The sequence below is a fragment of the Collimonas sp. genome, assembly GCF_035566555.1.
Lineage (GTDB): Bacteria > Pseudomonadota > Gammaproteobacteria > Burkholderiales > Burkholderiaceae_D > Collimonas.
This window is the reverse complement of the sequence record NZ_DATMRB010000156.1, coordinates 1-20,642: the sequence shown is the minus strand read 5'-3', so window position 1 is coordinate 20,642 and position 20,642 is coordinate 1. Positions and strand designations below refer to the sequence as shown.

22 protein-coding genes are annotated in these 20,642 nt (G+C 63.1%); 11 read left to right on the top strand and 11 right to left on the bottom strand.

From position 1 onward, the window contains the following. From gsiD to VNZ65_RS19285, 3 genes are all read left to right on the top strand, one after another. The coding region (gene gsiD / locus VNZ65_RS19295) for a glutathione ABC transporter permease GsiD (RefSeq protein ID WP_325671888.1) at nucleotides 1-776 on the top strand (776 nt) is incomplete at its 5' end. After that, nucleotides 776-1,810, top strand: a complete 1,035-nt coding sequence (locus tag VNZ65_RS19290; RefSeq protein ID WP_325671886.1) for a P1 family peptidase — start codon at nucleotides 776-778, stop codon at nucleotides 1,808-1,810. The genes gsiD and VNZ65_RS19290, both read left to right, overlap by 1 nt. Nucleotides 1,811-1,824: 14 nt before the next feature. Beyond that, nucleotides 1,825-2,643 carry a M55 family metallopeptidase gene (locus VNZ65_RS19285; protein ID WP_325671884.1) on the top strand — a complete coding sequence of 273 codons (819 nt, stop codon included), beginning with the start codon at nucleotides 1,825-1,827 and terminating at the stop codon, nucleotides 2,641-2,643. A 453-nt stretch (nucleotides 2,644-3,096) separates the two neighbouring features. On the opposite strand, the gene VNZ65_RS19280 is transcribed toward VNZ65_RS19285, so the two are convergent. Continuing rightward, on the bottom strand, nucleotides 3,097-4,326 hold the full coding sequence (locus VNZ65_RS19280) for an MFS transporter (protein WP_325671882.1): 1,230 nt from the start codon (nucleotides 4,324-4,326) through the stop codon (nucleotides 3,097-3,099). A gap of 135 nt (nucleotides 4,327-4,461) precedes the next feature. Here VNZ65_RS19280 and gcvA point away from each other — a divergent pair, with 135 nt between their 5' ends. Further along, nucleotides 4,462-5,364: a transcriptional regulator GcvA gene (gene gcvA / locus VNZ65_RS19275; protein WP_325671880.1), complete on the top strand. Its 903-nt coding sequence runs from the start codon at nucleotides 4,462-4,464 to the stop codon at nucleotides 5,362-5,364. Nucleotides 5,365-5,370: 6 nt separating this feature from the next. Next, entirely contained in the window at nucleotides 5,371-6,222 is an 852-nt protein-coding gene (locus VNZ65_RS19270) for an MOSC domain-containing protein (RefSeq protein ID WP_325671878.1), read from the top strand. Between the two features lie 183 nt (nucleotides 6,223-6,405). Here VNZ65_RS19270 and VNZ65_RS19265 read toward each other — a convergent pair whose 3' ends face one another. From VNZ65_RS19265 to VNZ65_RS19255, 3 genes are all read right to left on the bottom strand, one after another. After that, nucleotides 6,406-7,980, bottom strand: a complete 1,575-nt coding sequence (locus VNZ65_RS19265) for an aldehyde dehydrogenase (NADP(+)) (protein WP_325671876.1) — start codon at nucleotides 7,978-7,980, stop codon at nucleotides 6,406-6,408. Nucleotides 7,981-8,002: 22 nt separating this feature from the next. Continuing rightward, nucleotides 8,003-8,677, bottom strand: a complete 675-nt coding sequence (locus tag VNZ65_RS19260) for a GntR family transcriptional regulator (RefSeq protein ID WP_325671874.1) — start codon at nucleotides 8,675-8,677, stop codon at nucleotides 8,003-8,005. 101 nt (nucleotides 8,678-8,778) lie between these two features. Further along, nucleotides 8,779-9,699: a dihydrodipicolinate synthase family protein gene (locus tag VNZ65_RS19255; protein WP_325671872.1), complete on the bottom strand. Its 921-nt coding sequence runs from the start codon at nucleotides 9,697-9,699 to the stop codon at nucleotides 8,779-8,781. A gap of 262 nt (nucleotides 9,700-9,961) precedes the next feature. Between VNZ65_RS19255 and VNZ65_RS19250 the strand changes: the two genes are divergently transcribed. Together VNZ65_RS19250 and VNZ65_RS19245 are read left to right on the top strand one after the other, a co-directional pair. Then, nucleotides 9,962-11,086 carry a branched-chain amino acid ABC transporter substrate-binding protein gene (locus tag VNZ65_RS19250; protein WP_325671870.1) on the top strand — a complete coding sequence of 375 codons (1,125 nt, stop codon included), beginning with the start codon at nucleotides 9,962-9,964 and terminating at the stop codon, nucleotides 11,084-11,086. A gap of 85 nt (nucleotides 11,087-11,171) precedes the next feature. Continuing rightward, complete coding sequence (locus VNZ65_RS19245; protein ID WP_325671868.1) at nucleotides 11,172-11,936, top strand: AraC family transcriptional regulator; 765 nt, start codon at nucleotides 11,172-11,174, stop codon at nucleotides 11,934-11,936. Here the strand turns inward: VNZ65_RS19245 and VNZ65_RS19240 are convergent, their stop codons facing one another. The 7 genes from VNZ65_RS19240 to rsmD form a co-directional block, all read right to left on the bottom strand. Continuing rightward, on the bottom strand, nucleotides 11,937-13,220 hold the full coding sequence (locus VNZ65_RS19240) for an FAD/NAD(P)-binding oxidoreductase (RefSeq protein WP_325671866.1): 1,284 nt from the start codon (nucleotides 13,218-13,220) through the stop codon (nucleotides 11,937-11,939). After that, entirely contained in the window at nucleotides 13,217-13,480 is a 264-nt protein-coding gene (locus VNZ65_RS19235) for a 2Fe-2S iron-sulfur cluster-binding protein (protein ID WP_325671864.1), read from the bottom strand. Before VNZ65_RS19235 ends, VNZ65_RS19240 begins: the two co-directional genes overlap by 4 nt. Continuing rightward, on the bottom strand, nucleotides 13,473-14,594 hold the full coding sequence (locus tag VNZ65_RS19230) for an FAD-binding oxidoreductase (RefSeq protein ID WP_325671862.1): 1,122 nt from the start codon (nucleotides 14,592-14,594) through the stop codon (nucleotides 13,473-13,475). Before VNZ65_RS19230 ends, VNZ65_RS19235 begins: the two co-directional genes overlap by 8 nt. Next, nucleotides 14,591-15,526, bottom strand: a complete 936-nt coding sequence (locus VNZ65_RS19225; protein WP_325671860.1) for a 4-hydroxyproline epimerase — start codon at nucleotides 15,524-15,526, stop codon at nucleotides 14,591-14,593. Before VNZ65_RS19225 ends, VNZ65_RS19230 begins: the two co-directional genes overlap by 4 nt. A gap of 100 nt (nucleotides 15,527-15,626) precedes the next feature. Next, entirely contained in the window at nucleotides 15,627-15,905 is a 279-nt protein-coding gene (locus VNZ65_RS19220; protein ID WP_325671858.1) for a YfhL family 4Fe-4S dicluster ferredoxin, read from the bottom strand. A gap of 93 nt (nucleotides 15,906-15,998) precedes the next feature. After that, on the bottom strand, nucleotides 15,999-16,487 hold the full coding sequence (gene coaD, locus VNZ65_RS19215) for a pantetheine-phosphate adenylyltransferase (RefSeq protein WP_038485166.1): 489 nt from the start codon (nucleotides 16,485-16,487) through the stop codon (nucleotides 15,999-16,001). A gap of 48 nt (nucleotides 16,488-16,535) precedes the next feature. Continuing rightward, nucleotides 16,536-17,183, bottom strand: coding sequence for a 16S rRNA (guanine(966)-N(2))-methyltransferase RsmD (gene rsmD, locus VNZ65_RS19210; protein ID WP_325671856.1), 648 nt, complete (start codon nucleotides 17,181-17,183; stop codon nucleotides 16,536-16,538). Nucleotides 17,184-17,387: 204 nt separating this feature from the next. Between rsmD and ftsY the strand changes: the two genes are divergently transcribed. The 4 genes from ftsY to VNZ65_RS19190 all read left to right on the top strand — a co-directional run. Further along, nucleotides 17,388-18,518: a signal recognition particle-docking protein FtsY gene (gene ftsY, locus VNZ65_RS19205; protein WP_325671854.1), complete on the top strand. Its 1,131-nt coding sequence runs from the start codon at nucleotides 17,388-17,390 to the stop codon at nucleotides 18,516-18,518. Between the two features lie 106 nt (nucleotides 18,519-18,624). Then, a complete protein-coding gene (locus VNZ65_RS19200) occupies nucleotides 18,625-19,317 on the top strand; it encodes a cell division ATP-binding protein FtsE (protein WP_325671852.1) in 693 nt (230 codons plus the stop codon). Continuing rightward, entirely contained in the window at nucleotides 19,314-20,240 is a 927-nt protein-coding gene (gene ftsX, locus VNZ65_RS19195) for a permease-like cell division protein FtsX (RefSeq protein WP_325671850.1), read from the top strand. Before VNZ65_RS19200 ends, ftsX begins: the two co-directional genes overlap by 4 nt. A 9-nt stretch (nucleotides 20,241-20,249) precedes the next feature. Beyond that, on the top strand, nucleotides 20,250-20,642 hold a 393-nt coding region (locus VNZ65_RS19190), incomplete at its 3' end, for an AraC family ligand binding domain-containing protein (protein ID WP_325671848.1).

The window sequence follows — 20,642 nt, the reverse complement described above, 5'->3', positions numbered from 1 at the left end:
TATTGTTCCTGATCGTGGTGGCGATCGCCGCACCCTGGATCGTGCCTTACGACGCCGAGAACTATTTCGACTACGACGCCTTGAATGCCGCGCCGTCGCTGGCGCACTGGTTCGGCGTCGATTCGCTGGGGCGCGACATTTTCAGCCGCATCCTGATGGGCACGCGGATTTCGCTGGCTGCCGGCTTCCTGTCGGTGGCGGTGGGCGCCGTGGTCGGCACCCTGGCCGGCCTGGTCGCCGGCTACTACGAAGGCTGGGCCGACCGCATCATCATGCGCATCTGCGACGTCCTGTTCGCCTTTCCCGGCATCTTGCTGGCGATCGGCATCGTGGCGATCCTCGGCAGCGGCATGAGCAACGTGATCTTTGCCGTGGCGATTTTCAGCATCCCGACGTTTGCCCGTCTGGTGCGCGGCAATACCTTGGCGCTCAAGCACCTGACTTTCATCGAAGCAGTGCGCAGCATCGGCGCCAATGATTTCACGATCATCCTGCGCCATATCTTCCCGGGCACGATATCGGGCGTGGTGGTGTATTTCACCATGCGTATCGGCACTTCCATCATCACTGCCGCCGGCCTGTCCTTCCTCGGCATGGGCGCACAGCCGCCGATGCCGGAATGGGGCGCGATGCTGAACGAGGCGCGCTCGGACATGATGACCGCGCCGCATATCGCGATTTTTCCCAGCCTGGCGATTTTCCTGACGGTGCTGGCTTTCAATCTCCTCGGCGACGGCTTGCGCGACGCCCTGGATCCGAAGATCGACCGCCGCTGATGCTGACGCTGCCGCATATCGGCCGCTTGCCGGCCGGCCCGCTCAACGCCATCAGCGATGTGGCCGGCGTCACGGTCGGCCACGCTACCCTGGCGCAGGGCGCGATCCAGACCGGCGTGACGGTGATCCGGCCGCATGGCGGCGATCTGTTCCGCGACAAGCTGCCGGCCGCGGCCACTGTATTCAACGGCTTCGGCAAAAGCATCGGCCTGCTGCAGGTGCAAGAGCTGGGCGTGCTGGAAACGCCGATCGCGCTGACCAATACGCTCTCGGTCGGCGCCGTGGCGACTGCGCAGATCCGCTCTGCCATCGATGGCAATCCGGAAATCGGCCGCAGCGATCCCACCATCAATCCACTGGTATTTGAATGCAATGACGGCTACCTGAACGATATCCAGGCGATGGCCGTCACGGCCGAGCATTACCGGCAAGCGCTGGATAGCGCGGCTCCCGAATTTGCCCAGGGCGCAGTCGGCGCCGGCCGCGGCATGTCCAGCTTCGACCTCAAGGGCGGCATCGGTTCCGCTTCGCGTTATGCCGAAGTCGGCGGCAATCGGTACTGCGTCGGCGCGCTGGTGCTGTCCAACTTCGGCAAGCTGCCGGCCTTGACCCTGGCCGGCCAGCATGTCGGCCCGCAACTGCTGGCGCTGCGCCAGATGGCCGGCGAGACGCCGGAGATGGGTTCCATCATCATGATCATCGCCACCGACGCGCCGCTGGATGCGCGCCAGCTGGGACGGCTGGCGACGCGCTGCGGCATTGGCCTGGGCCGCACCGGCTCGATCTACGGCCATGGCAGCGGCGACCTGGCGCTGGCGTTTTCCACGGCCCAGACCGTGCCTTACCGTCCGCACGAGGCCATCCGCCAGAACGCATGTCTGCACGACAGTCTGCTCGATCCGCTGTTTGAAGCGGTGGCCGACAGCACCGAGCAAGCTATCGTCAATGCTCTGTTTGCCGCGCAGACCGTCAGCGGCCGCGACGGCCATCAACGGCTTTCCCTCTCCGAGCTCGCAGCCGGGTTACCAACCTAGAATCTGAAAAGACAATGAAGATACTGATTTCCGTTGATATTGAAGGCGTTGCAGGCGTTTTTAACGTAGAACAAACCCGTGCCGGCAATCCCGAATATGAACGCGCGCGGCGCCTGATGACCGCCGAGGCCAATGCCGTGATCGAAGGCGCGCTGGCCGGCGGCGCCAGCGAGATCCTGGTCAACGATTCGCACGGCGGTTTCCGCAACCTGCTGCCCGACCTGCTGCATCCCGCCGCCAGCCAGATCCTCGGCAAGCCGCGCCTACTGGGCATGATGAGCGGCGTCGACAGCGGCGTGGACGGCGTGATGATGGTCGGCTACCACGGCCGCGCGCAAAGCCGCGGCATCCTGGCGCACACCATCAACGGTTTTTCCTTTGCCCGCATCTGGCTCAATGACCAGGAACTAGGCGAAGCCGGCATCTACGGCGCACTGGCCGGGGAATTTGGCGTGCCGGTGATTTTCGGCAGCGGCGACAATGTTTTCGTAGCAGAGAACCAGCCGCTGTTCCCGCAAGCCACGCTGGTCAGCGTCAAGACCGCGGAAGGCGCCGCCAGCGGCACATCGCTGTCGCCGCAGAGCGCCCTGGCGGCGCTGGGCGCAGGGGCCAAGGCGGCAGTCGGCAAGCTGGCCGACTGCCGTCCCTTTATCCTGCAGCCGACCATCACCTGCCGCCTGCAAACCAACAGCCCGGCGCTGGCCGATCTGTTCTGCCTGCTGCCGGTGGTGGAAAGAGTCGACGGCGTCAACCTGACGTTCTCGGCGCCATCCGTCCAGTATGCGGTACGCATACTGAACAGCATGTCGGCCATGTCCTTTATGCTGCGCTGATTTTAAACGTTGGGGTTGCTGTTGACGTTGGGGTTGTTTTTGAAGTTGCCGTTGCCGTTGCTTTTGAAGTACCCCGCATGCTGACGTTGCCAAATCCGGCGCGTGTCAGCCGGGAATTGTGGGGGACATGTTTGAGCCGAAGGCGAGTTTTGTCCCCCACCCGGCTGACACGCGCCGGATTTGGGGACCCGCCGAAGGCGGGCAACGGCTGTGCGGTCGCCTTCTTTTTGGTTACTTTTTCTTGGCGAAGCAAGAAAAAGTGACTGGCTGCCGGGCCACCCCCGGCTAGCATCCACGGAGTAGCTACGATGTTAACAACCCGCAGATCGTTCTTAGTATGCCAAGACATGCGCTCCGTAGAACGTCAAATGGGGTCAGAGTAATTTTCGCAAAAAACCGCGAAAAAAAACTCCGACCCCATTTGACTGCGCGGCGGATGGACTACCAGTGATGCTAAGCCGCTTGGTTGGTTGCTCGTGTCGCTACGGCTCGCAACGGACGGCAGAACCAGGCGCCTGCAGCCAGTTGCACTGCAAGTGCAATCATCCACGACGCCCGATGCGCCACCACCGCATAACCACCGCCATCATGCGGCCACGCATTCAGCAACAAGCCGAATCCATACTGCACCACAAACGCCCCCGCAAAAATCGCCAAGGTCAGACCGGTACTGACCCGCCCCGCAAGATGCGCCGGAAATTCACGCACCAGCGCCGCATAAGACAACACGCCAGAGGTCCCGAACACCCCATACATTCCCCACAACAGCCAGCCCGGCAACGGCGCATCAAGCAAAATCAGCAACTGCGCCAGCATGAACAGAAGCATCCCCGCCCCCGCCGTGACATGCAAAGAAATCCCCCGCCGCTGCAAACGGCGCCCCAGCCAGCCCGAACCCACCGCCCCCAGCACCATCGCCAAACCCACCAGCGCCACGATATTTGCCGCCGCGCCCGCAGCCAAGCCACCCACATCCCGCAAATAAGGACCCGCCCACAAACCCTGCACCCCAAGAAACACACCCTGGCTAGCCATGACAAACGGCGCAGTACGCCAGAACACCCCACTGCGGAAAATCCCGCCGATATCGCGCAACTGCGCCCCCAGCGTAGTTTTAGGATGCTGCTCATCCTTCTCCGGCACCAGCGTGAACAGCGCCAGCACGATCAGCAAAATCAAGCCCGCCACCACCGCAAACAGCACGCGCCAGGTAGTCAGCCCAAGCACCCAGGCAATCGGAGTGCCGGTCGCCACTGCTCCCAGGCCGCCGATTGCATAAATGGCGCCGTTCATCAAAGGCAGGTGATCGTGCGGAAACCAGGCCACGATCGCCTTCAGGCCAGCCATCAGGCAAGCAGAAGTCCCGATCCCCAGCAACAGGCGGCCGATCAGCAGGCTGCTGAAGCCATGTGCATTGGCCGACACCAGCGCGCCGGTCGCAGCCACCAGCAGCAGACAGGCCAGCACCCGGCGCGGGCCGAAACGATCCAGCAGCAGCCCCAAAGGCAGCTGGCAAGCAGCAAAGGCAAAGAAGTAAAGACTGGTCAGCAAACCCAGCTGCGCCGGCGACAGGCCGAGTTCGCTGCTGAGCAGCGGCGCCAACGGCAGATTGATGCCGCGCGCCAGGTAAGAGATGAAATAGCCTGAAGAAAATATCAGGAACACACGGGTAGCGAGTTTCATGGCAGATCACTAATAGGAACAGAATATGTCGATACTAGAGAGCAAGCCGTGCGAAGGCCAGCGAAGTGTTTTATCCTTATATGTGAATAGAATTAACCGATCAACCAGAATCCTCCGCTCAGCCCCCCTGCCGCCATGTTCGAACACCTGCCGCCCACCCAGACCCTGCGCGCCTTTGAAGCTGCCGCCCGCCTCGGCAACTACACCCGCGCCGGCGAAGAGCTGAGCCTGACCCATAGCGCCATCAGCCACCAGATCCGCGCCCTGGAGCAGCGCACCGGGCGCAAGCTGTTCCAGCGCGAAGGCCGCCAGATGGTGCTGACCGACAGCGGCCGTTTGCTGGCCGGAGAAATACGGCAGGCGCTGACGACACTTGACCGTGCCCTGCACATAGGTCGGGTTGAAGCCCGGCGCGCGGCGCAAGCACTGCGCGTCAGCGTTCCGCCCTCGTTCGCCAGCGCCTGGCTGGTGCCGCGCCTGGCTGCATTCCACCAGCAGCACCCGCACATCAACATCAGCTTGCGCAGCACCCACGAACTGAGCGAACTGGATTTCAGCGACGCCGACGTCGCCATCTGGTACGGCCGCGCCGGCCACAAGAATCACCGCTACGAACGCTTGCTCAAGGAAGTCATTTTCCCGGTGTGCAGCCCGGCGTTCGCCGCCAGCCATCCAGGCCTCGCGCCGCAAGACCTGCCGCACCATCCCCTTTTGCGCTTTGCCCACCATGGCGGCTGGGAACCATGGTTTACCGCGGCCGGCATCCAGCAGCATGAACCGCAAAGCGGACCGGTCTACGACGACCCCATGCATCTGCTGGATGCCGCCGCCGCCGACCAGGGCATTGCGCTGGCGCGCAGCTGCCTGGTGCACAATCACCTGGCCAGCGGCCGCCTGGTGCGTCTGTTCGACATCACGGCGCCGGCGCGCGGCAGTTATTTCTCGGTCTCGCCCTTCGATACCACAAAGACAACTACAATTAGGGATTTCCAGAACTGGCTAAGCGCCATCCTGGCTGAATCAAGCATAAAGGAATAAGAAGCGATGCCGACCATTGCCACGCTGACGCTATACCCGATCAAATCCTGCGCCGGCATTGCCCTGCAGGCGGCAACCGTGAGCGCCGCCGGCCTCAACCATGAACAGGTGCATGACCGCGAATGGATGGTAGTCGACAGCGCCGGGCAATTCCTGTCGCAACGCAGTCACCCGCGGATGGCGTTGATCGTGCCAGCCTTGCAGGGCGGCGCCATGCTCCTGCAGGCGCCCGGCATGCTGCCGCTGGAGATTGCCACCGCGCCGCTGGCAGCCGGACTGGCGCCAGCCATCGCAGTCACCATCTGGGACGACCAGCTTCACGCCCACGATTGCGGCGACAAGGCCGGCCGCTGGTTCTCGCAAGTGCTCGGCCAGCCTTGCCGGCTGGTGCGCTTCGATCCCGCCGTCAAACGGCTGGCCAGCAAGAAATGGACGGACGATGCGGATGTCCCGACCCGTTTCCCCGACGGCTTTCCGATGCTCGTGATTTCGCAGGGTTCGCTGGATGACTTGAACCAGAAGTTGCAGGCCCAGGGCCGTGCCGCGGTGCCGATGAACCGCTATCGCCCGAATATTGTGATCGACGGCGTGGACGCGTTTGAAGAAGATTTTGCCGCAATGATCGAAGCCGGCCCGGTGCGCCTGCGACCGGTCAAGCCTTGCACACGCTGCCCGATGCCCTCGGTCGACCAGGCTACCGGTGAATTCGGCCCTGATCCCATGGATATCCTGCTGACCTATCGCGGCAATCCGCGCGTCGACGGCGCGCCTACCTTTGGCGTCAATGCCATCTTGCAGGACGGCGCCGGCGAAATCCTGCGCGTCGGCCAGGAAATGACGCTTGAGCTGGATTTCTGAGCCTTATTTTTCGATCCATCTGACTTCTCTATGGGTGAAAAAGATGCTTTCGTGCGTAGGGTGGGCACGCTTTTGTGCCCACGCGGATACCGACACAGCGTGGGCACAAAAGCGTGCCCACCCTACCTCTTGGCAAGCCATCCACGATAACGTCCCCTTTATCCACAGAGAAGTCTGAACAACCTATTTGTCCAGCTGGCCATCGCGCCGCTGCCAGATGGCCAGCGGATTGGCGTCCTGCAGCGCAGCCGGCAACAAGTCCTGGGCCAGATTCTGGTAGGACACTGGGCGCAGAAAGCGGTAAATCGCCGCGCTGCCGACCGAGGTGCTGCGGCTGTCCGAAGTCGCCGGGAACGGCCCGCCGTGGACCATTGCATGCGACACCTCAACGCCGGTAGGAAAGCCATTGGCCAGGATGCGGCCGGCCTTGCGCTCCAGTACCGGCAACAGGCGGCGCACGAGCGCCTTGTCATCATCGTCCATTTGCAAGGTGACGGTCAGCTGCCCTTCCAGCTGCTCGCTGACTTGCAGTAGTTCCGCCTCATTTGTGCACGCTACCAGCAAGGAGACCGGTCCGAATATTTCCGCGCTCAACAGCGGATTCGCCAGGAAAGCCGCCGCGCTGGTGACGAATAAAGCCGGTACCGCGCGGCAGCCGTCGGCAGCGGCTCCCTGCGCCAGCCGCCTGACATCATCCTGCGCCGCCAGCGTCGCTACGCCTTGTTCATAAGCCGCATGAATGCCGGCGGTCAGCATGGCCGCCGCGCTGCGCTGCGTCAGTTCTGCGCCGGCCAGTTGCGCAAAACGGTCGAAGTCGGCGCCGGCCAGGCCCAGCACCAGACCCGGATTGGTGCAAAACTGGCCGGCCCCCAGCGTGACCGAATCGGCGAAACCTTTGGCGATGGCTTCGCCGCGCGCGGCCAGCGCCGCCGGCAACAGATAAACCGGATTGATGCTGCTCATTTCGGCATACACCGGGATCGGCTGCGGCCGCGCCGCCGCCACTTGCATCAAGGCCAGACCGCCCTGGCGCGAACCGGTAAAGCCCACTGCCTGTATGCATGGATTTTGCACCAATGCAGTTCCCAACGCATTGCCGATGCCGGTCAGCAGTGAAAACACACCCTCCGGCAGATGGCAGGCCGCGACCGCCTTCTGCACGGCGCGTCCGACCAGTTCCGAGGTGCCCGGATGGGCCGGATGCGCCTTGACCACCACCGGACAGCCCGCCGCCAGCGCGGCAGCGGTATCGCCGCCCGCCACCGAAAACGCCAGCGGGAAATTGCTGGCGCCGAACACCGCCACCGGTCCGACAGCAATATTGCGCAAGCGCAGATCGACACGCGGCAGCGGCAAACGGTCTGGCAGCGCCGGGTCGATGCGGGCATCGTTCCACGAGCCTTCTCGCAGCACTGCGGCAAACAGCCGCAACTGTCCCACCGTGCGGCCGCGTTCGCCTTCCAGGCGGGCGCGCGGCAAGCCACTTTCCGCCATCGCGCGCAAGATCAGGTCGTCGCCAATGTCGAGGATCTGCTGGGCAATCTGTTCCAGAAAAGCGGCGCGCGCTTCCTGGCCGGTTGCGCGATAGATATCGAAAGCGGCTTGCGCCAGCGTGCAGGCGCGTTCGACATCCTGCGGTCCCGCACTATGGAAACCTGGCTCTATCTGCTTGCCCTGCACCGTATCGAATGCGTGAAATAGCGCGCCCTGGCTATTGCTCTGGCTGCTGCCAATAATGGATTGTCCGCTGATGGGCATGATTTTTCGTGGTGAAGGTTTCTTAGTTGTCTATGACTTTGCGCGCAAACAGCTCGAGGTAATCGATCAGGGCGCTGGCGCCTTTCACCGCTTCCTGCGGATCGCCGTCGGCCACCGAAGCCGCCATCTGCATGTGGCATTTGGCGCCTTCCACAATATCGCCCTCGTGTTGGAAGGCATACCAGAAGCGGCGGCATTTGATGATCAGCGGCGTCACCGCGGCCACCGCCGATGGATTGCGGCAAGCCGCGTGCACCACGTGATCGAGTTCCTGGTCGGCCTGCATGTAAGCGCCGAGGTCGTCTTTCTTGGCCGCCACCACCATGCGCTTGGCGCAAGCCAGCAAATCCTTGCGCTGCTGCGGCGTCGCCTTGCGCGCGGCGCTTTGCGCGATCAGCTGGTCCAGCACGCGCCGGGTTTCGATCAAGGTCAGGTGCTCTGCCGCCTCGATGTCGCTGACAATCAGGCCGCGCCGCGGCATCTGCTCGATCAGGCCGTTCGAGGTCATGCGCATCAAGGCTTCGCGCAAGGGCGTGCGGCCGTGCCCCGTCATCTCCACCAGGTCGGCTTCGACGATCGGTGCGCCAGGCGCGATCTGCAAGGTGACGATCAGGTTTTCCAGCGTGTCGTAGGCCACATCCGCCGCCCGTAATTTAGGCGGCGGCAGGCTGCGTTCAATTTTTTTACTGCTGACCATGGTGTTTTAGCTATCCCTATTCTGCTTACCCCGTACTGTTTCCCGGCACAGGCAAGATCAAATGATAGCAGTCCGGCCAGCGCGCGCGGCAGATTGAACGCTTAGCGGTCAAGCTTGAACTGGCTCAGGTCGGGACGGGTATCGATGGCGTGCTGGATGACGGCCGCGACTCTGGCGCGCTCCGCGCCTGCCAACGGCTGGCGCGGGCGGCGCACGATTTCATTGCCGACGCCGGCCATGGCTTCGATCAGCTTGAGGTTTTGCACCAGCTTGGTCGAGACGTCCAGATGCAGCAGCGGCGTCATCCATTGATACAGCTTGAGCGCTTCTTCATAGCGTTTGGCTTTCATCAGCGTGTACAGCGCCACGGTTTCTTTCGGGAACGCCACCACGACGCCAGCCAGCAAGCCGTCGGCGCCGATGGCCAGCGCTTCGAACGCCAGATCGTCGACGCCCATGAACAATTGATAGCGGTTGCCGAGGACGTTACGCAGGTCGGTGATGCGGCGGATGTTGTCGGTCGATTCCTTGATCGCCACCAGCCATTTGCAATCGGCCAGTTCGACGAAATCCTGCGGCGTCAGATCGACCCGGTAGGCCACCGGATTGTTATACACCATGACCGGCAGCTGTGCGGCGTTGGCGATGGTGCGCAGGTTGTCCTTGGCTTCGCGGGCGTCGGCCACGTACAGCACCGACGGCATCACCATCAGTCCTTGCACGCCCAGCTTGGCCGCCTGTTCGGCGAAATGCACGGCGTCGCGGGTGCGCAGCTCGGAGACATTGGCCAGCACCGGCACGCGGCCGTTGGCTACCGACAGGGCGATTTTCGTGACTTCCAGCTTTTCATCCAGCGACAGCGTGCTGGCCTCGCCCAGAGAACCGCAGGTCACCAGGCCGTGCACACCGCTGTCGATCTGGAAAGCGTAATGCTTTTCCATCTCGGCGTGGTCGAGGTCTTCGTTTTCCTTGAACTTGGTGGTGACGGCGGGGAATACGCCTTCCCATTTTGCTGACGACATGTGCGGCTCCTTGAAGAAAAAGAATCAGTCTGGTGCATTGACCGGTGTTGAAAAAAGATCGATGAAAGCGATACTAATATCTTGCAAATATATTTGCAATATATTTAAATGAGGTACGCGTACATAAAAAAGGAAGCGAAAACACGACCCGCAAAAGCTCGCGCCGGCAGCATCCGCCGGGGTTGCCAATACTGTGCAGAACTCTGCATGAATCTTGCACAGATCAGTACAAATCCAAGAAAACTATTCAGGAGCGAAGAAAATGAGCTTTACCGTCAAAGCAATTTGCCTGGCCTGCAGTGTGGTATTGAGCGCCGCCTCTGCGGCGCAGGAAGTCGTAAAAATCGGTCTGACCAGTCCGCTGACCGGGCCGCAGGCGCCGGCAGGGAAAGATAATGAAAGCGGCGCCAGGATGGCGGTCGAGCAACTCAACAAGAGCAAGTTCACGGTCGCCGGCAAAGTGCTGAGCTTCCAGCTGCTTACTGAAGACGACCAGGGCGATCCGAAAGCCGGCGTCGCCGTGGCGCAGAAGCTGGTGGACAGCAAGGTCAAGGCGGTGCTCGGCCCCTACAACTCGGGCGTGGCGATTCCGGCCTCCAAGGTATATAACGATGCCGGCGTGGTGATGCCCACCGTCGGCACCAACCCGCGCATCACCCAGCAGGGTTATGAACAGGTATTCCGCCTCGATCCCAACGACAGCCAGCTGGGCGGCAACATGGCGGTCTATGCGGCCAGGCAGCTGAAACTGAAAAAGGTGGCAGTCATCGATGACCGCACCGCTTACGGCCAGGGCGTCGCCGACGCCTTCCTGAAGGCCGCCAAGGCCAGCCAGATCGAGATCGTCAGCCGCGAATTCACCAACGACAAGGCGAGCGAATTCAGCGCCATCCTGACCTCGATCAAGGGCAAGCAGGTCGACGCCATCTTCTACGGCGGCTACTTCGCCCAGGCTGCCGCCATGAAGCGCCAGATGAAGCAGCTCGGCCTTGACGTGGTCCTGATGGGCGGCGACGCCATCTGCAATGCCGAAACCGGCAAGCTTGGCGGCGACGCCGTCAACGACAAGGTCTATTGCGTGCAGGGCGGCACCGTACTGGGCGACAAGGCTGGCGAAAAAGCCTTCCTGAGCGATTTCCAGAAAACCTACGGCAAGGCGCCGCTGACTTACGCCCCCTATTTCTACGACGGCATGCTGATGATCGCCGAAGCCATGAAAAAGGCCGGCTCCATCGAGCCGGCCAAATTCGGCCCGGTGCTGGCGGCCATGAAATACGCGGGCGTGGTCGGCGACTATGAATTCGACGCCAGCCATGACTTGAAAAACGCGCCGGTCACCATTTATCAGTTCAAGGGCGGCGAGCCGGTAGCCGTTCCTGCGCACTGATATTTGGATCTAATGGCTGGCAGCGGGACGCCGCTGCCAGCCACAAGGGTATGATGCAAACAACTTCCACTGCCGCGCTGCCAGCATGAATCATTCCGCCGCACCGATCGACACTGCCGCCGACCGCAAGCTGCTGGCGGCAGCGCTAGGCAATGTATTTTTCGCCGAAACGCTGTTTGACGCCTTGCCGGACGTGGTGTTTTTCGTCAAGGGCATGCGGGCCGAATACCTGGTGGTCAACCACACGCTGGCGGCGCGCTGCGGCCTGGCCGACAAAGCCGCCTTGCTGGGACGCACGGCGAGCGATATCTTCCCGCCCGAATTCGCCGCCAGCTACAGCCAGCAGGACCAGCGCGTGCTCAGCACCGGCGTCGACATCCATGACCAGCTGGAACTGCATCTCTATCCGAACCGCGCGCCGGGCTGGTGCGTCACGCACAAGATCGTGCTGCGCGACCATGCCGGCGGCGTCGCCGGCATGGCTGGGATTTCGCGCGACCTCGCTATGCCTGACAAGAATCATCCGGTGTATCAACGCGTCGCCGCGGCCGCGCAATTCATCCACGGCCATTACGACCAGCCCCTGCAGATAGGCGAACTGGCCAAGCTGGCCGCGCTGTCAGTGGCGCAGCTGGAGCGCTATTTTCAAAGAATCTTTTCGCTGAATCCACGCCAGATGATTATCAAGACCCGCCTCGATGCGGCTTCGGCGCTGCTGGCGGGACAACAGAGCATCACCGAGATCGCCGCTGCCTGCGGCTATCACGATCACAGCGCTTTTACGCGCCAGTTCAAGGCGACGGTCGGGATTACGCCGCGCGCCTACCGGCAGCTGCTGCAAGCGCGATAACTATCCCGCGCCTGGATTTTCCTCGGGGACAGCGCCAGCCAAAGCCATCAGGCTGGAAACGCGCGCCGGTGAAATCGGCAAACGCACCGCATCCGGCTGCCAGCCAAACAGGAAGCCGGTAGCGCCGCCGCAGACCCGGCCCTGGCATGGCCCCATGCCGCAGCGCGTGTGCAGTTTCGCACTGCGCCAGCTGGCGTGCTCTTGCAAAACGCCATAAGCGACATCCTCGCAGCGGCATACCAAGGTATCGGGTGTGCATAGGCTGCGCAATTCAGGGCGCAGGGAAAATGCGCTCGCCAGGCGCCTGGCGAAAGCCTGCTGGCTGCGGCGCTGCACCAGCCAGCGGCGCTCGGCTGCGCCGCCGGCGGCATGGCGGCCGGCGATATGTCCTTCGGCCAGCGCCAGGTCGACACCGCCGACGCCGCTGCTCTCGCCGGCGCAGTACACATCCGGCACGCTGCTGCGCTGCTCCGCATCGACCTGCACCGCACCGTCCGCGATGCGGCATCCGAACGCCTGCGCCAGCTCGGTGTTCGGCAACAGGCCGTAGCCGCAAGCCAGGTAATCGCACTCCACCTCCAGAATCTGCCCGGCCACCATCATCTGCACTGTGCGCAGCTGCTGTTCGCCCTGCGCTTGCAATACATAGCTGTCGGCGTGATATGGCACGCCGGCCAGCTGGCTGCGCAATTGCCAGGCCTGGCGCAGCTTGGCAGGCGTGCGCCCCAGCTGCAGTGCAAACCCGGCCAGCCTGCGCCAGCTGCTTTGCTCCAGTATGTGCAATACCTGTGCGCCTTGCTGCCGCAAGGTCGCCGCTACCGCCAGCAGCAAGGGTCCGGAGCCGGCCACGACGACGCGCTTGCCCTGCACCGGATATCCGCCTTTGACCAGCGCCTGCAAGCCGCCGGCGCCGGTCACGCCGGGCAGCGTCCAGCCGGGAAACGGCAACAGCCGTTCACGCGCGCCGGTCGCCAGTATCAGTTTGCGATAAGCCAGAGTGAAGGTCTGCTGCGGCGTTTCCAGCAGCAGTTGCGCTGCGCCAGCCGCGCCAACTACGCGGCTCTGCATGAACCACTGCACTTTCGTCATCTGCTGCAGTTCGTCCCACAATTCTTTCGCCTGATGCGTACTGTGTTGCGGGCCGCCGCGCCAGATCTGGCCGCCGGCGCGCGGATTGTCGTCGACCAGCGCTACTGCCGCGCCGGATTGCGCCGCGCTTCTGGCCGCCGCCAGTCCGGCCGGCCCAGCGCCGACGATCACGATGTCCAGCTTCACATGCGTCATGCGTCGGCCTGCGCAGTTGCTATCCGCATGCCGGCGACGCATTCAGTCTGGCAAGCCAGGCTATGCGCGCGGCCGTCTATGCTGACCCGGCATTCCTGGCAGATGCCCATGCCGCACAGCGGCGCCCGCAGCATGCCGCTGACCGATCGCCGCGTGATCCCCGGGGCACAGGCCATGGCGAGTGCGGCTGCCACGCTGCAAGCGGTAGCCACCTTGACGCTGCTGCCGTTGATGAATATTTCGATGTCGCCGTCAGCCATTTTGTAGTCTCAGTTGCTCGAAGCGCGCCGGCAGATAAGGCGCCATCGGAATCTGCGCCGGCCTGCCGGCGATCTGCGCCGCCAGCAGCTGGGCGCTGGCCAGCGAGGTAGTAATGCCCAAACCTTCATGGCCGGTCGCCAGCCAGACGCCTGGCCGCGACGGATGCGGCCCGAGCAGCGGCAAGCCGTCGCTGCTGGCAGCGCGCAAGCCGGTCCAGCAGCGCAGGGCGTTCAAGGCGGCCAATGCCGGCACGAAGCTGGCGGCATGCGCCAGCATGCGCGCCAGGATCGCCGGCTCGACTGCCTTGTCCGTCACATCGAACTGGCGCGAGGAGCCGATCAGCAATTGTCCGGTCGGACGCGGCTGCAGGTTGAAGGCGACCGAGTCGCCGCTGGCGGCATGCGCGCTTTTGATATAGCCGAGTTCGACCAGCTGATGACGGATCAGGCCCGGATAGCGATCGGTGACGACAATATGGCCCTTCTTCGGCCGGATCGGCAGTTCAGGCAACAGCTGCACGGACCCGCTGCCGTTCGCCACCAGCACCTTGCCGGCGCGCAGTTCGCGGCCGTCGGCCAGCAGCACGCCGTGACCGGTCAGCGCTTGCACCTGTCCTTTGCACATTTGTGCACCACGGCGCTGCGCCCGCGCCAGCAGCAATGCGGCGCTTTTCGGCGGATAGACGATAGCATCGCCGCCGACGCGCAAGCCGCCGCGCAAGCCAGGCCGCAACTGCGGCTCATGCGCGTACAAGGCGGCCGCGTCCAGCAGCTCGCAGGCGATGCCGTGTGCTTGCAAGGTGATCTGCTTGGTGTGCGCTGCCGCCATTTCTTCATCGTCGGCGGCGATCCACAGGCTGCCGCAGCCGCTGTATTCGTGCGCCACGGGATCGGCGTCGGCCAGCTGGCGCCATAGCTCTAGCGAATAGGCGGTCAGCGCCAGCTCCGCCGGATTGTCGTCCATCACCACCAGATGCCCCATGCCGGCCGCCGTGGCGCCGCTGCCGGTGGCTTCGCGTTCCACCACCGTCACCGCCAGGCCCTCGGCCGCCAGCGCATCGGCGCAGGCGGCGCCGATGATGCCGGCGCCGACGATCAAGACATCGATGCTCAAATAATGCCCCAGGCGAAAGGATCGTCCTTGTGGAAAATGAAGCTGCTCTCGGCGTTGACATGGGCCGTGCCGCGGATGGCCGGCAGGATCCGTTCGCCCCGGCGCCGGTAGGACGCCTCGAAGACGCTGCCGATGATGCTTTCCTGGCGCCAGACAGCGCCCTCGGCCAGCTTGCCGTCAGCCGCCAGGCAGGCCAGCTTGGCGCTGGTGCCGGTGCCGCAGGGCGAGCGGTCGTAGGCGTTGCCGGGACAGAGCACGAAATTGCGGCTGTGGTTGCCGGCTTGCTGCGCCGGACCGAACAATTCGATGTGATCGATCGCTGCGCCGGCGGCGCCGCTGATGCCGGCCAGTTCCAGCGCGGCGCGCACCGCCTGGGCAAAAGCGCTGAGGGCGGCGAGGTTCTCTTGCCGCACTTCCAGCCCGTGTTCGCCGACCAGGAAAAACCAGTTGCCGCCCCAGGCGATGTCGCCCGTCACGCGGCCGTAGCCTGGTACTTGCAGGGCGACGTCCTGGCGCCAGCGGTAGGCAGGGATATTGTGCACGGTGACGCTGGCGTCGGCATGCAGCTCGGTCTCGACCACGCCGACCGGCGTTTCGATGCGGTAGCGGCCAGGGCCGATACGACCTAGGTAAGCCAGCGACGCTACCAGCCCGATGGTGCCGTGGCCGCACATGCCGAGATAGCCGACGTTATTGAAAAAAATGACACCGGCGGTGCAGGCCGGATCTTGCGGCTGGCACAGCAGCGCACCGACCAGCACATCCGAGCCGCGCGGCTCGCACACGGTGGCGACGCGCAGGCGGTCATGCTCCGAGCGCAGCAGCTGCAACCGTTCGGACAAAGGCCCTTCGCCAAGATCGGGGCCGCCAGCCAGCACCAGGCGGGTGGGTTCACCGCCGGTGTGGGAATCGAGAATCGAGATTTTTTCCATACCGACAGCGTAGTCGGCGCGGACGGCGCTGTCTTGCTGCTACGCCATGCAATAGATGACGAAATCGGCATAGTGCCGATTCCTGATTCGCAGAGGGGAATTACGGTTGCTTGGCGGCGGCGGGCGCGGCCAGTTCAGCCTGCAGGCGCTCGTACTTGGCTTGCAGCTGTTCTTTGGATTCGCGCCAGGCCGGGTCCAGCGGAATGCAGCTGACCGGACAAACCTGCTGGCATTGCGGTTCATTGAAATGGCCGACGCATTCGGTGCACTTGTGCGGGTCGATTTCGTAAATCAGCGGCCCCATATAGATCGCACCGTTCGGGCACTCGGGCTCGCACACGTCGCAATTGATGCAGTCATCGGTGATCAGTAAAGCCATTGCACTACTCTATTCAAAATACGGCGGGGGCCGAAGCACAACGGGAAATCCCGTCCTGCTCCCGCCATTTTATTCTTTTTGCTGGGAAACCGCTTAAGGCTGCTGGGCGTCGAGCTTTTCCTTCAGCCACTTTTCAACCGAAGGGAAGACAAACTTGGAGACATCGCCGCCCAGGGTGGCGATTTCGCGCACGATGGTGCCGGAGATGAACTGGTACTGGTCGGACGGCGTCAGGAACAGGGTTTCGACGTCCGGCAGCAGGTAGCGGTTCATGCCGGCCATCTGGAACTCGAACTCAAAGTCGGACACCGCGCGCAAGCCGCGCACGATCACGTTGGCGTCATGCTGGCGGACGAAATCCTTGAGCAGGCCGGAAAAGCTTTCCACCTGCACATTGGGGTAGTGGCCGAGCACCTCGTTGGCAATCGACAGGCGCTCTTCGAGCGAGAAAAACGGTTTCTTGTTCTTGCTGTCGGCAACCCCGACCACCAGTTTGTCGAACAGCCCGGACGCGCGCCGTACCAAATCTTCGTGACCACGCGTGAGCGGATCGAACGTTCCCGGATAAACTGCAGTGACCATCTTCTTCCCCTTGCCCCAATCAGATCGCGCATTATGCCTGAATTTGCCTCAGGCCGAAGCAGCTTGCCTTTTTAGCAAGTGGTAGTACACCATGCCAGCCTTGTCCGCCCGCAGCAGCTGCCAGCCGGCTAGCCAGGCCGGCAAGGCATCCTCAGCCAGCGCAAACTCCGCCTCCAGATACAGCAAGCCGTGTTCGGCCAGCAAACCCTGGCATAGCGGCAGCACCTTTTCCAGCCAGCCCTGCTGGTAGGGCGGGTCCAGGAAAATCAGGTCGTAACGCCCGGCTTCCGCGGCGGCTTTGCTGAGCCAGGTCGCCGCATCGCTGCGCAGCACCCGCACCTGGCCGGCGTCCAGCTTAGCCTTGGTAGCTTCCAGCTGGCGCGCGGCCGGGGTATTGTGTTCGATCATGACAACTTCCAGCGCGCCGCGGCTGGCGGCCTCGAAACCGAGGGCGCCGGTGCCGGCGAACAGGTCCAGGCAGCGCACCGCGGCCCAGTTACCGTCCAGCAAATGGTTCAGCCAGTTGAACAGGGTTTCGCGCACCCGGTCCGGGGTCGGCCGCAAGCCTTCGCATTCCAGCACCGCCAGCGGCGTGCGCTTCCAGGCGCCGCCGATAATCCTGACCTGGCGCGCCAAAGGCGGCTTGATGGCATGTACCGGCGTTTTCGGCGGCTTTTTGCTACTTGGTTTTTTCATTAATTTTAATAAAGATGGAAAAATCTGCCCGGATTTCGTCGATCTGGGCGCCTGCGGCAGCTATTTTAGAGGCTGGCTGGCAAGACTATCCCTAAATCGATAGCCGCTGCTCTGATAGAATGCCGGTGATTGTACCTCTTGTGCGGCAGGCTCCGACAGCCCGCCGCCGCACCCTTTTTCACCGCCCGACAGACCAGGCCTCAGATGTTTAGTTTCTTCAAGAAAAAACCGAAACCCGAAGTTGCGCCTTTGCCGGCAGCAGAATTACCGCAGGTAGAAACGATAGAAACCGCGCCAGCCGAGGCGGCTCCCGCCGTAGCAGCTGACATTGCGCCTGCCGCTGTGCCTGCTGTCGTCCCGGCTGCCGTGGCAAGCCTGCCGCCGGCAGCCGCGGAAGCGGAAAGCGAAATTATCTCGGCGCCGGTGGCGGCGGAGCAAAAGCGCTCCTGGCTGTCGCGCCTGAAAAGCGGGCTGTCCAAGACCTCGTCCAACCTCAGCACCCTGTTTGTCGGCGCCAAGATCGACGACGACCTGTACGAAGAGCTGGAATCGGCCCTGCTGGTGTCGGATGCCGGCGTCGACGCCACCCATTTCCTGCTCAACGCCCTGAAGAAGAAGGTCAAGGAAGAAAAGCTGACCGAAGCGAGCCAGGTCAAGGCGGCGCTGCGCAGCTTGCTGATCGACTTGCTGACACCCTTGCAAAAGCCGCTGGTGCTGGACCAGCATCAGCCGCTGGTGATCATGATCGCCGGCGTCAACGGCGCCGGCAAGACCACCACCATCGGCAAGCTCGCCAAGCATCTGCAAGCGCACAAGCAATCGGTATTGCTGGCGGCCGGCGACACCTTCCGCGCCGCTGCCCGCGAACAATTGACGATCTGGGGCGAACGCAACAACGTCACCGTGATCGCCCAGGAATCGGGCGATCCGGCGGCGGTCGCTTTCGACGCCGTGCATTCGGCGCAGGCGCGCGGCACCAATGTCGTCATGGTGGATACCGCCGGCCGCCTGCCGACCCAGCTGCACCTGATGGACGAACTGAAGAAAATCAAACGCGTGATCGGCAAGGGCATGGCTACCGCGCCGCACGAAATCCTGCTGGTCATCGACGGCAATACCGGCCAGAATGCGCTGGCGCAGGTCAAGGCCTTCGACGATGCGCTGGGCCTGACCGGGCTGGTGATCACCAAGCTGGACGGCACCGCCAAGGGCGGCGTGCTGGCTGCCATCGCTACCACCCGCGCCATCCCGGTGTACTTCATCGGCGTCGGCGAGCAGATCGAAGACTTGCAACCGTTCAATGCTGCCGATTTCGTTGACGCGCTGCTCAGTTAACCGTAGGGTGGGCGCATCGTGCCCCCTACCGCGCTGAATTGATGAAAGAAGTTGTTCCGGGTTTCCATTCAAGCCGTATTGCCATCGCTACTAGCCAACATTTGCAATGATTGAATTCAACCAGGTATCCAAGAAATATGCGCGCGACGTGTTCGCGCTGCGCGATATCACGCTGACGGTCAACAAGGGCGACCTGATTTTCCTGGCCGGCCCATCCGGCGCCGGCAAAACCACCCTGCTGAACCTGATCGCGGCAATCGAACGTCCCACCGGCGGCAGCCTGACGGTCAGCGGCGCCAATGTCGGCAAGCTGAAATCGTCCGGCCTGCCCTACCTGCGGCGCAATCTCGGCCTGATCCTGCAGCAGCAGAAACTGCTGCAGGACCGCAGCGTGCTGGCTAATGTCATGCTGCCCTTGCTGGTCACCGGCGCCACCCGGGTCGAAGCCGAGAAACGGGCGCAGGCTGCGCTGGACCGGGTCGGTCTGCTGGACAAGGCGGCGGCCGATCCGCAAGCGCTGTCCGGCGGCGAACAGCAGCGCGTGTCGATCGCGCGCGCCATCGTCAACCGGCCGCAGATCATCCTGGCCGACGAACCGACCGCCAATCTCGACCGCGACAACGCCAACAAGGTGCTGGATGCGCTCAAATCTTTCCATGCGGTCGGCGTCACCTGCCTGATTTCGACCCATGACGAGCAGTTCCTCAACAGCGCCAACCGCGTGGTGTTCCTGGACCAGGGGCAGATCGTCGATCACTGGCAAAACTCTGCCGTGCGCAACACCGGGGGTGCGGCATGAAGAGCTGGCTGCGGCAACACCTGTTCGCCATCAGCGACGCCTTCCGCCACCTGTTCAAGGCGCCCGGCGGCTTTGCCCTCAACGTGCTGGTGGTGGCGATTGCGCTGGCCTTGCCGTTCGGCGGCCTGACCCTGATCGAAAACATCCGGCCGGTCTCGGAACAGCTGGCGGTGGAGCCTGAGATCAGCATCTTCATGGCGCTGGATGCGGCACGCGACAAGACCACCGCACTGGCCAAGCCGATCGACGCCATCCTGCAGCAGCATCACAGCTCAGCCAAGGTGCTGTTCATTCCGCGCGAAGATGCCTTGATCAGCCTGAAGAACAAGACCGGCATGGACGATGCCCTCACCACCCTCGGCCAGAATCCCTTGCCGGACGCCTATGTACTGAAACTGGCCGGTTTCCATGACGCGCCCGATGCCGCCCGCATCGATCTCATCGCCGCCGATCTCAAGGCCTTGCCCGGCGTCGATACCGTGCAGGTCGATTCGGAATGGGTCAAGCGGCTGGCGGCCCTGCTCGGCATACTGCGGCTGGTGCTGCTGTTCCTGGCGGCGACCCTGGCAGTAGTCGTGGTGGCGGTGGTGTTCAATACCGTGCGCCTGCAAGTGCTGACGCAGCGCGAGGAAATCGCCGTGGCCAAGCTGGTCGGCGCCACCGACAGCTTTATCCACCGGCCCTTTTATTACACCGGCGCGCTGCTTGGCCTGTGCGCCGGCGCCCTGGCGCTGGCCGCGGTGGCGCTCGGTTTGCAGCCCCTGAACCAGGCGATTTCTGAATTTGCCCGTTTGTATGCCTCTGAATTCCGCCTGCTACCGCTCGACTGGCTGGCCAGCATCGCGCTGCTGGCAATCAGCGCCGGCCTTGGCCTGGCCGGCGCGGTACTGTCGGTACGGCGTCACCTGGCGCGGCTCGCCTGAGAAACTATCGTGTTCCATCATCCATCCGAATTCGTCACCTTCAAGACCAGCCCGCACCTGCCGGGCGTGGAATTGTATTCGGCGCGGCTGGTGGATCACGAATTCGCCCCGCATGTACATGACGCCTATTCGCTGGGCGCAATCGAAAGCGGGGTCGAGCGCTTCCGCTACAAGGGCGGCCAGCACCTGGCCCCGGCCGGCACCCTGGTGCTGCTCAACCCGGATGAATTGCATGACGGCCATGCTGAAGTTGCGGCCGGCTGGACTTACCAGATGCTGTATATCGAGCCGCAGATATTGCACGAAATGACCGGCAGCGAAGCCTACTTCACCGGCGCCACCGAACACGATCCGGCGCTGGCCGACAGCTTCCGCCTGGCCTTCCGGCGCATGTGGCAGGCG